The 13,084-nt window shown below is 73.1% G+C and carries 10 protein-coding genes and 1 pseudogene; 9 read left to right on the top strand and 2 right to left on the bottom strand.

The window, feature by feature from the left end; genetic code table 11:
* Window positions 1-5: 5 nt before the first annotated feature.
* A complete protein-coding gene (locus QWJ13_RS29265) occupies window positions 6-2,378 on the bottom strand; it encodes an FdhF/YdeP family oxidoreductase (RefSeq protein ID WP_316528234.1) in 2,373 nt (790 codons plus the stop codon).
* Window positions 2,379-2,594: 216 nt separating this feature from the next.
* Here QWJ13_RS29265 and moaA point away from each other — a divergent pair, with 216 nt between their 5' ends.
* The 5 genes and pseudogenes from moaA (at window position 2,595) to QWJ13_RS29240 (ending at window position 7,466) form a co-directional block, all read left to right on the top strand.
* On the top strand, window positions 2,595-3,635 hold the full coding sequence (gene moaA / locus QWJ13_RS29260) for a GTP 3',8-cyclase MoaA (RefSeq protein ID WP_316528232.1): 1,041 nt from the start codon (window positions 2,595-2,597) through the stop codon (window positions 3,633-3,635).
* Window positions 3,636-3,662: 27 nt separating this feature from the next.
* A pseudogene (locus QWJ13_RS29255) lies at window positions 3,663-3,926 on the top strand (DUF6457 domain-containing protein); the annotation flags it as partial.
* Window positions 3,923-5,140 (top strand): molybdopterin molybdotransferase MoeA, encoded by a 1,218-nt coding sequence (locus QWJ13_RS29250; RefSeq protein WP_316528230.1) that lies wholly within the window; start codon window positions 3,923-3,925, stop codon window positions 5,138-5,140. The pseudogene QWJ13_RS29255 and the gene QWJ13_RS29250, both read left to right, overlap by 4 nt.
* Before the next feature lie 124 nt (window positions 5,141-5,264).
* Window positions 5,265-6,638: an alpha/beta fold hydrolase gene (locus QWJ13_RS29245; protein ID WP_316528228.1), complete on the top strand. Its 1,374-nt coding sequence runs from the start codon at window positions 5,265-5,267 to the stop codon at window positions 6,636-6,638.
* Between the two features lie 108 nt (window positions 6,639-6,746).
* Window positions 6,747-7,466 (top strand): DUF981 family protein, encoded by a 720-nt coding sequence (locus QWJ13_RS29240; RefSeq protein WP_316528476.1) that lies wholly within the window; start codon window positions 6,747-6,749, stop codon window positions 7,464-7,466.
* Between the two features lie 341 nt (window positions 7,467-7,807).
* On the opposite strand, the gene QWJ13_RS29235 is transcribed toward QWJ13_RS29240, so the two are convergent.
* A complete protein-coding gene (locus tag QWJ13_RS29235) occupies window positions 7,808-8,131 on the bottom strand; it encodes a hypothetical protein (protein WP_316528226.1) in 324 nt (107 codons plus the stop codon).
* A gap of 540 nt (window positions 8,132-8,671) precedes the next feature.
* On the opposite strand from QWJ13_RS29235, the gene QWJ13_RS29230 reads away from it, so the two are divergent.
* From QWJ13_RS29230 to QWJ13_RS29215, 4 genes are all read left to right on the top strand, one after another.
* Entirely contained in the window at window positions 8,672-10,261 is a 1,590-nt protein-coding gene (locus QWJ13_RS29230; RefSeq protein WP_316528225.1) for an alpha/beta fold hydrolase, read from the top strand.
* 91 nt (window positions 10,262-10,352) lie between these two features.
* Window positions 10,353-11,075, top strand: coding sequence for a response regulator transcription factor (locus QWJ13_RS29225; RefSeq protein ID WP_316528223.1), 723 nt, complete (start codon window positions 10,353-10,355; stop codon window positions 11,073-11,075).
* Window positions 11,075-12,421 carry a sensor histidine kinase gene (locus QWJ13_RS29220; RefSeq protein WP_316528221.1) on the top strand — a complete coding sequence of 449 codons (1,347 nt, stop codon included), beginning with the start codon at window positions 11,075-11,077 and terminating at the stop codon, window positions 12,419-12,421. Before QWJ13_RS29225 ends, QWJ13_RS29220 begins: the two co-directional genes overlap by 1 nt.
* Before the next feature lie 106 nt (window positions 12,422-12,527).
* Window positions 12,528-13,073 (top strand): EF-hand domain-containing protein, encoded by a 546-nt coding sequence (locus QWJ13_RS29215; RefSeq protein WP_316528219.1) that lies wholly within the window; start codon window positions 12,528-12,530, stop codon window positions 13,071-13,073.
* Window positions 13,074-13,084 lie beyond the last annotated feature (11 nt).

Genomic DNA, 13,084 nt, shown 5'->3' with positions numbered 1-13,084 from the left:
CCCCCTCAGACCGCCGGGGCCGCGGGGGCCGCCGTTTCCTGGTCCACCGTTTCCCGGTCCGCCGTTTCCCGGTCCGCCGTCTCCTGGTCCACCGTTGCCCGCCCCGCCGGTTCCAGCCGGACCAGTACCGCCTTCGAGGTGGGCGTGTTGCTGTGGTCGGCCACACTGTCGAGCGGGACCAGGACGTTGGTCTCCGGGTAGTACGCGGCCGCCGAGCCGCGCGTGGTCGGGTACGCGACGGCCGTGAAGCCCTCGGCGCGGCGCTCCACGCCGTCCTGCCAGACCCCAACCAGGTCCACCCGGTCGCGGTCGGCCAGGCCGAGGGCGGCGAGGTCCTCGGGGTTGACCAGCACCACCCGGCGGGCGTGGTGGATCCCCCGGTAGCGGTCGTCCAGCGCGTACGGGACCGTGTTCCACTGGTCGTGCGAGCGCAGGGTCTGGAGCAGCAGGTGGCCCGCCGGGATCTGCGGCATGGTGAACTCGTTGCACGTGAACACCGCCTTGCCGCTCGGGGTGGGGAAGACGCCCTGGTTGACCGGGTTGGGCAGCCGGAAGCCGCCGGGCACGGCCACCCGGGCGTTGAAGTCCTCGAAGCCGGGCACGACGCGGGCGATCCGGTCCCGGACGGTGCCGTAGTCGGCCTCGAACCGTTCCCAGGGGATGTCCGGACGGGCTCCGAGCGTCAGCCGGGCCAGCCGGGAGATGATCGCGACCTCGGAGAGCAGGTGCGGCGAGGCCGGCGGCAGCTTGCCGCGCGAGGCGTGCACCTCGCTCATCGAGTCCTCGACCGTGTAGAACTGCGGGCCGTCGGCCTGCACGTCCCGGTCGCTGCGGCCGAGTGTCGGCAGGATCAGCGCGGTCTCACCGCACACGGTGTGCGAACGGTTCAGCTTGGTGGAGATGTGCGCGGTCAGCCGGCAGCGCCGCATGGCCTGTTCGGTGACCTCGCTGTCGGGGGTGGCCCGGACGAAGTTGCCGGCGACGCCGACGAAGACCTTGGCCCGGCCGTCGCGCATCGCGCGGATGGAGTCCACCGCGTCGAGGCCGTGCTCCCTGGGCGGGGTGAAGCCGAACTCCCGCTCCAGCGCGTCCAGGAAGGACTGCGGCATCTGCTCCCAGACGCCCATCGTCCGGTCGCCCTGCACATTGCTGTGCCCGCGCACCGGGCAGACGCCCGCGCCCGGCTTGCCCAGGTTGCCGCGCAGGAGGAGGAAGTCGACGATCTCGCGGATGGTCGGCACGCCGTGCTTGTGCTGGGTCAGGCCCATCGCCCAGCAGACGATCACACTGCGGCTGCCGAGCACGAGCCGGTGCACCTCCTCGATCTCGGCGCGGGCCAGACCGGTGGCGGCGAGGACGTCGTCCCAGTCGGTCGCCCGGGCGTGCTCGGCGAACGCGGGGAAGCCGGTGGTGTGGCGCGCGATGAAGTCGTGGTCGAGCACGGTGCCCGGCGCCGCGTCCTCGGCCTCCAGCAGCAGCCGGTTGAGGGCCTGGAACAGCGCGAGGTCGCCGCCGGCCCGGATGTGCAGGAACCGGTCGGCGATCACCGTTCCCCGGCCGACCACCCCGCGCGGCTTCTGCGGGTGCTTGAAGCGGATCAGCCCGGCCTCGGGCAGGGTGTTGACGGCGACGACCCTGCCGCCGTTGCGCTTGGTCTCCTCCAGGGCGGAGAGCATCCGGGGGTGGTTGGTGCCCGGGTTCTGGCCCACCACGAAGACCAGGTCGGCGTGGTGGATGTCGTCCAGCGAGACGCTGCCCTTGCCGATGCCCAGCGTCTCCTGGAGCGCGTGGCCGCTGGACTCGTGGCACAGGTTCGAGCAGTCGGGCAGGTTGTTGGTGCCGTACGCGCGGGCGAACAGCTGGAGCAGGAAGGCCGCCTCGTTGTTCAGCCGCCCCGAGGTGTAGAAGAGCGCCTCGTCGGGGTCGATCCGCCGGAGCTCGTCGGCGACCAGGCCGAGCGCCTCGTCCCAGCCGACCGGCTCGTAGTGGGTCGCGCCGGGGCGCTTGACCATCGGCTCGGTCAGCCGGCCCTGCTGATTGAGCCAGTAGTCGGATTTCCCGGCGAGTTCGGCGACGGAGTGCTCGCGGAAGAATGCGGCGGTGACCCGGCGGGAAGTGGCCTCGTCGGCGATGTGCTTGGCGCCGTTCTCGCAGTATTCGTTGAGGTGCCGCTTTCCCGGCGCCGGCTCCGGCCAGGCGCAGCCGGGGCAGTCGAAGCCCTTCGCCTGGTTGATGTTCAGCAGGGTCAGCGCGGTGCGGCGCGGGGAGGTCTGGGAGAGGGCGTACTCCAGGGCGTGGGTGACGGCGGGGACGCCGGTCGCCCAGGTCTTCGGGGGAGTGACGGACAGGTCGTCGACCGGGTCGTCCATGGTGCTCATACGCGGCTCTTCCCCTTTTCCGGGTTTCCGGGATAGTGAATCCCAGTGTCGGATCGATGGCCGGGCGGCGTCAAAGAGGTGATTCCTGTGACGTGATAGGCGGGACTTATCGCGGGGATTCCGGGGCTCGCCGGATATCCTCGACAAGCGTCTCCGATCGGCCGATCGGCTATTCCTCTTTGACGGGCCGGCGCCGTTTCCCGAGGATGGACGGTGATGAATACCGCACCCCCGGATACCGCGCCCCCTGTTTCCGCACCCCCGGTTTCCGCGCCGCACCCGTTGGTGGACCGCTTCGGCCGGGTCCACACCGATCTGCGGGTCTCGCTGACCGACCGCTGCAATCTGCGCTGCACGTACTGCATGCCGGCGGAGGGGCCGGGGTGGCTGGCGCGCGCCGAGGTGCTGGAGGACGACGAGGTGGTGCGGCTGGTGCGGATCGCGGTGGAGCGGCTGGGGGTGCGGTCGGTGCGGCTGACGGGCGGGGAGCCGCTGCTGCGGCGGGGACTGGCGGGGCTGGTCGAGCGGATCGCCCCGCTGGGCGTGGAGCTGTCGCTGACGACGAACGGGATCGGACTCGCGCGTACGGCGGCGGCACTGCGGGAGGCCGGGCTGGGGCGGGTGAACGTCAGCCTGGACACGCTGCGCCCGGAGCGCTTCGCGGCGATCACCCGGCGGGACCGGCTGGGGGACGTGCTGGCGGGGCTCGCGGCGGCGAAGGCGGCCGGGCTGAGCCCCGTGAAGGTCAACGCGGTGCCGGTGCGCGGGGTCAACGACGACGAGCTCGTGGACCTGGTCTCCTTCGCCGCCGGGCACGGGTACCGGATGCGGTTCATCGAGTCCATGCCGCTGGACGCGCAGGGGGCGTGGGACCGGTCCGCGATGGTGAGCGCCGCCGAGATCCTGGCGGTGCTGGAGGAGCGGTTCGACCTCGTCCCCGTCCTCCGCCACGGCAACGCCCCGGCGGAGGAGTGGCGGATCGCCGGCACGGACGCGGTCGTGGGCGTGATCGCCTCCGTCACCCGCCCCTTCTGCGGCGGCTGCGACCGGGTCCGGCTGACCGCCGACGGACAGCTGCGCACCTGCCTGTTCGCGACCGCGGAGTCGGACCTGCGGGCGCTGCTGCGCGGCGGGGCGGACGATGCGGCGATCGAGGCGGCGTGGCGGGCTGCGGTCCTGGGCAAGGGGCCCGGGCACGCCATCGGCAGCGCGGACTTCGTCCGGCCCGACCGCCCGATGTCCGCCATCGGCGGCTGAGCACCCCAGCGTGGAGAGGAGAGGCCGATGAAGGACTGGATCGCCGAGGTGAAGGCGGAACTCGGCATCGACCTGGAGGTCGACGTCACCGAGCTGCTCGACCTGACCAGGGTGGTCGCCCACGAAGTCGCCCGCCCCGCGGCGCCGTTGACCGCCTTCCTGGTCGGCTACGCAGCCGGGAACGCTGCCGCAGGGGACGCTGCCGCAGGGACCGGCGGCGGACCGGCGGCGGTCAGCGCGGCGAGCGCCCGGGTGGCGGCGCTGGTCGAGCGGCGGGGCGGTGTGCGATGAGCGCGGAGAGCGCGCCGGCTCTGCCCTGGGAACGGGCCAGGTCCGTCGCCCGGAAGGCCGCCGGGTCACCGCTGCCGGCCGTGCACCGCCCCCTGGCCGAGGCCCTCGGCCACGCCCTCGCCGAGCCACTGACCGCGCTCACCGACCTGCCGGCCTTCGACACCGCGGCGATGGACGGCTGGGCGGTGGCCGGCCCCGGACCGTGGCAACTGCTCGCCGGCCACGTGCTGGCCGGTGCGCGGCCCCGCCCCCTGGCCCCCGGCACCGCCGTGCCGATCGCCACCGGCGCCCAGGTGCCGCCCGGCGCGAGCGCCGTCCTGCGCCGTGAGCACGGCGAGGCGGCGAACGGCCTGCTGCGCCCCGGCCCGCAGGCCGCCGTCCCGCCCGGCCGGGACCTCCGCCCCCGCGGGCAGGAGTGCCGCACCGGCGAGCCGCTGCTGCCGGCCGGGGCCACCGTGACGCCCGCCGTCCTCGGCCTGGCGGCCGCCGCCGGGTACGACCGGCTGGCCGTCCACCGTCGCCCGACCGTCGAACTCCTGCTGCTGGGCGACGAGTTGATGACCGCCGGGGTGCCAGGGGACGGACGGGTACGGGACGCCCTGGGCCCGCTGCTGCCGCCCTGGCTACGCCACTGCGGCGCCGAGGTGACGGCCGTCCACCGGGTCCCCGACGACCCCGACGCCCTGGTGACGGCGCTCGACGCCCGCACCGCCGACGTCCTGCTCACCACCGGCAGCACCGCCGCCGGGCCGGCGGACCACCTGCACCGCGCCCTGGCCGCGCTCGGCGCCCGGCTGCTGGTCGACTCCGTCGCCGTCCGCCCCGGCCATCCGATGCTGCTCGCCGAACTCCCACCGACCGCCGCCGACCGCGCCCGCCACCCCTCCCGTGCCCGCCACCTGGTCGGCCTGCCCGGCAACCCGCTGGCCGCCGTGGCCGGCACCGCCACCCTGGCCGTCCCCCTGCTGCGCCGCCTCGGCGGCCACCCGGACGGCACGGCGGGCCGGACCGTCCCGGCCGCATCGGCCCTGGCCGGCCACCCCCGCTCCACCCGGCTGCTGCCCGTCCGGCTCACCGACGCCGGGGCCGCGCCGGTCGCCTTCGACGGCCCGGCCATGCTGCGCGGGCTGGCACTCGCCGACGGCCTCGCCGCCGTCCCACCGGGCGGCCTGCCGGCGGGCGCCCCGACCGAGGTCCTGCCCGCGCCCTGCTGATCGTTCCGGAAGGAGCCGAGCCGCAGGCCTTGCGCGCGGTGGTCCCGCTCGGCAGGGTGTCCGGGAGCGCAGGCTGCTTCCGTGACCGCGTCGGACCGGACGCGGCGCGACCGGAAGGAAGACCATGACGAGCACGCTCGGCCGCGTCGCCGCCCTGCTGGGCGCCGTCGCGGTGGTCGTCGGCACCACCCTGGCCACCCCCGCCCCCGCCCTCGCCTCCGGCGGGATCACCGGGCAGGCGCCCTGCCCGGACGCGCCCGAGTTCATCTGCGGGACGCTCACCGTCCCGCTCGACCACAGCGGCGCCACCCCCGGCACCCTCGATCTGGCGGTGGCCGTCACCGGCAACACCACCGCCCCCAAGGGCGACCTGCTGTTCCTCACCGGCGGCCCCGGCCAGCCCGGCGTCCCGGCGATGCGGCGGACGGCGAGCACCCTGGCGCCTGTCCTCAAGGACTACCGCCTGGTGATGTACGACCAGCGCGGCACCGGCGCCCACGCCCTCCAATGCCCGGGCCTCCAAGAGGACATGGGCTCCTCCGACCTCGCCGTGCCGCGCCGGAAGTCCGTCGCCGACTGCGCCGCCACCCTCGGCCCGAACGCCCGCTTCTACAGCACCGCCGACACCGTCGCCGACATCGACCGGCTGCGCCGCGCCCTCGGCGACCAACGCCTCACCCTGGACGGCGTCTCCTACGGCACCGTCGTCGCCCGGCGCTACGCGCTCGCCCACCCGGCCCATGTGGCCCGACTGGTGCTCGACTCGGTGGCGCCGCCGCAGGGATTCGACCCGCTGGACCTGGCCGCGCTGCCCGCCACCGCCCGGGTGCTGCGCGCCGCCTGCCGGGCCACCGGCTGCACCACCGACCCGGCGGCCGACCTCGCCGCCACCGTCCGGCGGTACGGCAACGGGGCGCAGGTCCTGAGTGCGCTCACCGGCTACGAATTCATCGACCCGGACTACGGCGGGGTCGCGGAGATCCTGCGCGAGGCCGCCACCGGACAGCCCGCGAAGCTCCAGGAATTCTTCGCCTTCGTCCACCGGGAGGTCGACACCGCCTCGGCCGAGGAGCTCAGCCAGGGGCTGCACTCCGCCACCGTCTGCGCCGACTCCCGCTTCCCGTGGGGCACCGCCGACACCCCGGTCGCGGGCCGCGCGGCCGCGCTGGAGCGCACCCGGAGGCAGCTGACCACCGAACAGACCTGGCCCTACGACGCGGCGACGGCGACCGGCCTCGGCAGCCTCCTGGTCTGCCTGGACTGGCCGCGCGAACCGGTGCCGCCGACCCCGCCCGCGCACCGCAAGCTGCCCGACGTGCCGGTGCTGCTGCTCGGCGGCGACCGGGACCTGGCCACACCGTACGAACTGCTTTACCAGCAGGCCGAGTCGGCGCACCACCCGCAGATCGTGATCGTCCCGGGCGCGGCGCACTCGGTGCAGAACCGGGCGGCCGACCCGGCCGGGCGGCAGGCGGTCTACGACTTCCTGCTCACGTAGCCCTCGGCGGCGGGCTGCTCCGATGGGGGCGTTTCGGCGGACGCGCTCGGCACTTGCCCGCCCGTCGGGCAGCCGTGGCCCTACGGTCCCGGTGTGCACACGACGCTGATGGAGCTGGCGGCGGCCGACGCGGGCGGCCTGAGGATCGACTGGGCCCGGATGCCCACCTACAACACCGTCATGGCGCTGTGCGCGGGCGCCGGCCTGCTGCTCGTCGTGGCGCTGGGCCGACTGCTGCTGACGGATCGCGCCGTCGTGCCCGACGCCTGGGCGATGGGGTTCGGCGCGCTGGGGGTGATCCTCTTCGCGACGGGTCTGCACATGACGCTGACCTGGCCGCTGGCCGGGCAGGGGTTCGCCTTCGACAACGTGGTCTTCGGTGAGCCGGCGCTGGGCTTCGGGGTGCTGCTGCTCTTCGCGGCCTTCTTCCTCTGGCGGCGCGGCGAGGTGCTGGGAGCGGCCGGCGGAGCCCGGGGCCGGACGGTGGCCGCGCTCGCCGCGCCGGTGTCCGTCCTGGTCTTCGGGCTCGGGCTGGCGTGCTTCGGCATCGCCGCGGCGGGCTGGCGCTACACACTGTTCGCCGCACCGCCCGAGGAGCCGATCTCGGGCGAGTTCGCCGACCACCCCATGCTGGAGGCGAGCTTCATCTCCGCCCTGTACGTGCTGACCGGCGTCGGCGCCGTGCTCTTCCCCGTGGTGCTGTGGCGCCGGGGCGGCCCCGCGGCCTGGGTGGCCGGGGCGTGCTGGGCACTCGCGGGCCTGGCGTTCCTGCTGTTCGGGGCGCTGAACTATTTCACCCACATCGGGCTGATCGTCAACACGCTCTAGGCAGTGTCCTGTCGATCACGGTCTCGGGTGGACGTCCAGGACCCGCGTACCGTAGGCGGATTCCCGGACGCCGGCGGCGGTGACGATCAGCGCCGAGAGCGGGCCGAGGGTGTCGGTGGTGATGTGGCGCCATTGGACAGCAGAGTCGTCTGAGCCGGAAAACAGAAGGACCCCAGATCAACTGGGGTCCTTCTTTACCGATCCAGCCGGTTCGAATCCGGCCGTGCCGGACCTGACGCGGGGTGCGACTCAATGGCCGAGTTTCTCCGCTGATTCGCAGGCGGCGATCACCACGTGTTCGTCACCTTGACCTCGCCATCATCTACTGGCGACGCACTCGCTCAGGGAGTCTTCGGCCAATAGATGGACGTGGCGTACCAGCCGGCACCATGGCTGGAAAACCACGGGCTGGCGTACCACTCGCAGTCCCACCCAGCCGGAGCGCCGATCGACGACACATAGCTCTCGCAGGAACTCGCGTTGGCGAACGCTCCCTGATAGTTGAAGCAGCCGAGGCGCGCCGAGTCGCAGTTCGTGAGCCACGAGGCGCTTATCGCCTCCCCGGCGGGGGCGCCGACGTCCGCGCTGGCGCTCCCCGCCGTTCCGGCGAGGGCGCCGAGGGTCAACACCCCCGTCGCGACGAAACCGGCCAGTGTCTTCTTCATTGCCAACCTCCGAGTATCGGGGACCGTCAAGGAATGTCGCGTCATGCGGCCTGGGCGCACCCTGGGCGATGTCGTCCGGCACCATCCCGGACCGAGTGAAACCCGGTTCCTTGTGAACCGCGGCCGCCTGAACTTCGACAAGGTTGACATGTTCCCCCCATTGGCACCACCCATTCGATGGCTTCCGCTTGTGGAAACAAGTGGAAGTCTCAACGCCGATTACCGCTGCCCATTCGGGCCGATTTCCATGTGCGGGATCGATTCGCCGGGTACGGGAAATCCACATGGAATTCATCGTGATTCCGGCCAATCCGGACCAGCCGCTCGACCCTTCTTACCGTATTCATACTGTCGAAACGATTGACATTCCCTCACCCGCAACCGGCCGCCGCCGTGTCAGGCGAACCCATGCCGCCGGCTCGGGGCCCTCACGTCTCCGGCGGGTTCTTACACGCCTTTGCCGTCGCTCTGCCGAACGGCTGACGGGCGCCCGGCACAGTCGTCCTCACACCGACCGCAGGACGTACGGAAGGCACGGCGATGACGACGAGCACGAACACCGGCACCAGCACTACTGGCGAGAACGGCGCCACGAAGCGCGGCACCCTCGCGGCCACGGCCCTGGCGGTGCTGGCGGCGGCGCTGCCCCTCGCCGCCGCCCCGGCCGCGCAGGCCGCCCCGGCCGCGCGGACCTCCCCCGCCGACACCCAGGGCCGGCCCACGTGGTGCCCGACCATCCCCGGGCACCAGGTCGACTGCACCACCATGCGCCGCCCGCTGGTCGCCGACGAACCGCGCCTGGGCAGCATCGACGTGAGCTACGCGGTGGTGCGCCACAGCCGCCCCGGCCCGGCGCTGGGCACCGTCGCGCTCAACCCCGGCGGCCCCGGCGAGACCCTGATCGACCGCGCCGAGCAGATGGCCGGCTCCCTGCAGGGGGTGCTGGACGACTACGACCTGCTGCTGCTGGACCCGCGCGGCACCGGCCGCTCCGGCCGGCTGCCCTGCGACGTCACCGAGGCCGAGTACCGCTGGGCCCTGCGGGCCGACCAGCGCGAGCTCGTCGCCGAGTGCGCCGAGGATCTCGGCCCGCGCGCCCGCGCCTACACCAGCGCCGCCACCGCCGACGACATCGACGCCGCCCGCGAGCGCCTGGGCGCCCCCAAGCTGGTGCTGTACGGCCTGTCGTACGGCACCTACCTGATGCCGGTCTACGCCGACCGCCACCCCGAGCGGGTCGAGAAGATGGTGCTCTCCGGCGCCTACCCGCTCGCCTTCGACTCCCTGGCCCGGCCCGGCGCCCAGCAGGTCTCCCTGACGCTGCGCCGGATCTGCGAGCGCAGCGGCTCCTGCGACCCGGACACCGCGGTGCACGACCTCGCCGCCGTCGCCGAGCGGCTGCGCAACCGCCCCCTGAAGGTCACCGGCAAGCTCGACGGCGAGCGGCGCACCGTGCTGTTCACCGAGGACAAGCTCGCCGACCTGATGTACGAGCCGGCCACCCGCGGCATCGGCCTGCACCCCGGGGAGCCCGGACTGCTCGGCGCCCTGCCCGCCGCCCTGCACGCCTTCGCCGCGGGCGACGAAGGACCGCTGTCCGCCCTGGTGCGCAGCGAGATGGAGAGCACCGGCACCGAGGACCAGGCCTCGTTCCTGGCCGTCACCTGCAACGACTACACCCCCGTCTGGGACCCGAAGGCCCCGCTGTCGGAGCGCCGCCGCCAGTACAACGCCGCCCTGGCCGCCGCCAACCCGGCCGACTTCGGCGCCTTCAGCCCCAAGGGCTGGGCCGCCGGCCAGACCGACGGCGGGGACAACTGCCTGAACTGGCCGAGCCGGGGCACCGCCCGCCCGCAGCCGACCGACCTGAAGAACCTGCCCGACGTGCCCGTCCTGGTGCTCTCCGGAGACCTCGACACCAACACCCCCGAGGTCAACTCCCGCCTGTCGGCGGCCCAGTTCCGCCACAGCGCCTTCGTCTCGGTGCCCAACAGCGGACACGTCCCGGAGATGGAGTCCACCGGCTGCACCCTGGAGATCTCCAGCCACTTCATCCGCACCGGCGAGGTCGGCGACACCTCCTGCCTGGCGCAGGTCCCGCCGGTCACCGTCGTCCCCGTCCCGCGCTGACCCGCGAAACCGCTGACCCGCTGACCGCCGCCCCTCCGAGACGCCACCCCCGACCGGTATGACCACGCCCGCCACCAGCGAAAATGACGCCATGACAGATCCCACCGCCACCGCCCGACGCACCATCCTGGTCGTCGAGGACGACCCCGGCGTCCGCAGCACCCTCGACCACCTGCTGCGCTTCGAGGGCTACCAGGTGCTCACCACCGCCGACGGCCAGGAAGCCCTGGAGCTCCTGGAGCACCGGCGCCCCGACCTCGCCGTGGTGGACGTGGTCATGCCCCGCCTCGACGGCCTCGCGCTGTGCCGGATGCTGCGCCGGCGCGGCGACCGTCTGCCCGTCCTGGTCCTCACCGCCCGCCACCAGCTCGGCGACCGGGTCGCCGGGCTGGACGCGGGCGCCGACGACTACCTCGCCAAACCCTTCGCCACCGAGGAACTGCTGGCCCGGATACGCGCCCTGCTGCGCCGCACCGACCCGCCCGGCGCCGAGGACGGCGAGGGCGCCGGCAGCACCCACCTCGCCCTCGCCGACCTCACCCTGGACCCCGCCGCCCGCCTCGCCCACCGCGGCGCACGCCGGCTCGACCTGACCAAGACCGAGTTCGACCTGCTGGAACTGCTCCTGCGCAACCAGGGCACCGTCCTGACCCGCCACCAGATCTACCAGCGCATCTGGGGCTACGACTTCGACACCGACTCGCGCTCGCTCGACGTGTACGTCGGCTACCTGCGCCGCAAGACCGAGGAGGACGGCGCGCCCCGACTGATCCACACCGTGCGCAACGTCGGCTACACCGCCCGGACCGCCTGATGCTGCGCACCAGGATCGGCCTCGTGGTCCTCGCCTCCGTCCTCCTGGCGATCGCCGTACCCGTCATCTCCGCCTACCGCGGCGTCAGCACCCTGGTCTCCGACCAGCTCGACCGCAGCCTCCAGGACCGCACCCAGACCGTGCTCACCGCCCTGGACCTCGGCCGGCTGCCGCCCGTCCGACCCGACACCGTCGAACAGCTGCTGCCCGCCGACGGCCCCGCACAGAAGCTGACCCCGGGCGCCCCCGCGCTGCCCGTCTCGGCCCGGGCCCTGGAGGTGGCCCGCACCGGGCAGGGCTCCCACCAGGAGGACGCCACCGTCGACGGCACCCCCTACGGCGTCCTCACCCAGGCCCGCCCCGACGGGCAGGGCGCGGTGATGGTCGGCCAGACCTACGCCGGGGTCACCGAGGTCGACGAGGCGTTCCTGCAGCGGATCACCGTCACCAGCGCGGCGGCCGCGCTCTCCTGCGCCCTGCTCAGCTGGCTCGTCCTCGGCCGGATCCTGCGCCCGGTACGGCGCCTGGCCGACGCCGCCGAGCACATCACCACCACCCGCGACCTGGCCACCCCGCTGCCCGCCGCCGGGCGCGACGAGATCGGCGGCCTCACCCGGGCCTTCGAATCGATGGTCGGCGCGCTGCGCCACTCCCGCGAACAGCAGCAGCGCCTCGTCCAGGACGCCAGCCACGAGCTGCGCACCCCGCTGACCTCGGTGCGCGGCTGCGCCGAGCTCCTCCAGCGCGCCCGCGGCCGACTCGCCCCCGAGGACGAGGAGCAGATCCTCGCCACCCTGGTCACCGAGACCGTCGCGCTCGACGAAATCGTGCGCGAACTGGTCGAGCTGGCCACCGACCAGCAGACCGCGGAGGACCCGGAGCCGCTCGACCTGCCGGACGCCGCCGAGGACAGCGCCCGGCGGTTCCACCGCCGTACCGGCCGCGAGATCGCCGTCACCGTCGAAGGCCCGGTACCGGTACTGGCCCGCCCGCGCGCCCTGCAACGCTGCGTGGACAACCTGGTGGGCAACGCCGTCAAGTTCAGCCCGGACGGCACCCCGGTGGAGATCCGGATCACCGGCACCCGGCTGTCCGTACGCGACCACGGGCCCGGCATCGCCCCCGACGACCGGCAGGCCGTCTTCGAGCGCTTCTTCCGCGCCGCCGGCACCCAGGCCACCCCGGGCTCGGGGCTGGGCCTGGCCATCGTCCACGACCTCGTCGCCGCCGACCACGGCAGCGTCTTCGCCACCGCCGCCCCCGACGGCGGCGCCGAGGTCGGCTTCCACCTGCCGCCCGCCCCGCAGATCATGCATTCATCGCACATTGTTCCATCGAAGGTGTGATTCTTCCTATCGGCAATTGCCTCACCACTCCTCCTCGATCTAGCGTGCGTCGAAAGTCGTGACGGGGCGTCACGCTCCGTCATCGGGCGAGAGAAAGGAAGAAGAAATGCCGGTCAAGGTGAAGAACCAGAAGTTCACCATGCTCTTCGACTGGTTCGACCAGGGCGGTGACGGCGTGCTCACCCACGACGATTTCCAGGCGATGGGAGATCTCTTCGGCGCCCTGGCCCAGGAGGACGACAAGGAGAACGCCTCCGCGATGCGGAACGCGTTCGAGGAGTGGTGGCGGGTCCTGCTCGCGCACGGCGACGCCAACGGGGACGGGAGGATCGACCGCAAGGAGTTCCTCGACGTCATGGAGGCCAATGTCACGGCGCCGGAGCACTTCGAGAAGGCGGTGCTGACGATCGCGGACGCCCTGATGCGCGCCCTGGACACCAACCACGACGGAGTGCTCAGCAAGGACGAGTACGTCCGCATGTACGACGCGCTGGGAATCCCGCCCGTGCACTCGGAGGACGCGTTCCAACGACTCGACCGCGACGGCAACGGAGTCCTCAGCCACGAGGAATTCCGGCTGGCCATCACCGAGTTCTACCTGAGCAACGACAAGGACGCGCCGGGGAACTGGCTGATCGGCCCCATCCAGTAGACGGCCCTAAA

The organism is Kitasatospora brasiliensis (genome assembly GCF_032654805.1).
Taxonomy (GTDB): Bacteria; Actinomycetota; Actinomycetes; order Streptomycetales; family Streptomycetaceae; genus Kitasatospora; species Kitasatospora brasiliensis.
Note: the sequence above shows the minus strand (reverse complement) of the source record. Positions and strands in the feature narration are given on the sequence as shown.

Bases quoted from the DNA above. Each gene is read 5' to 3' on its own strand.
- QWJ13_RS29265 (WP_316528234.1), bottom strand. From the start codon at position 2,378: ATGAGCACCATGGACGACCCGGTCGACGACCTGTCCGTCACTCCCCCG.
- moaA (WP_316528232.1), top strand. From the start codon at position 2,595: ATGAATACCGCACCCCCGGATACCGCGCCCCCTGTTTCCGCACCCCCG.
- QWJ13_RS29250 (WP_316528230.1), top strand. From the start codon at position 3,923: ATGAGCGCGGAGAGCGCGCCGGCTCTGCCCTGGGAACGGGCCAGGTCC.
- QWJ13_RS29245 (WP_316528228.1), top strand. From the start codon at position 5,265: ATGACGAGCACGCTCGGCCGCGTCGCCGCCCTGCTGGGCGCCGTCGCG.
- QWJ13_RS29240 (WP_316528476.1), top strand. From the start codon at position 6,747: ATGGAGCTGGCGGCGGCCGACGCGGGCGGCCTGAGGATCGACTGGGCC.
- QWJ13_RS29235 (WP_316528226.1), bottom strand. From the start codon at position 8,131: ATGAAGAAGACACTGGCCGGTTTCGTCGCGACGGGGGTGTTGACCCTC.
- QWJ13_RS29230 (WP_316528225.1), top strand. From the start codon at position 8,672: ATGACGACGAGCACGAACACCGGCACCAGCACTACTGGCGAGAACGGC.
- QWJ13_RS29225 (WP_316528223.1), top strand. From the start codon at position 10,353: ATGACAGATCCCACCGCCACCGCCCGACGCACCATCCTGGTCGTCGAG.
- QWJ13_RS29220 (WP_316528221.1), top strand. From the start codon at position 11,075: ATGCTGCGCACCAGGATCGGCCTCGTGGTCCTCGCCTCCGTCCTCCTG.
- QWJ13_RS29215 (WP_316528219.1), top strand. From the start codon at position 12,528: ATGCCGGTCAAGGTGAAGAACCAGAAGTTCACCATGCTCTTCGACTGG.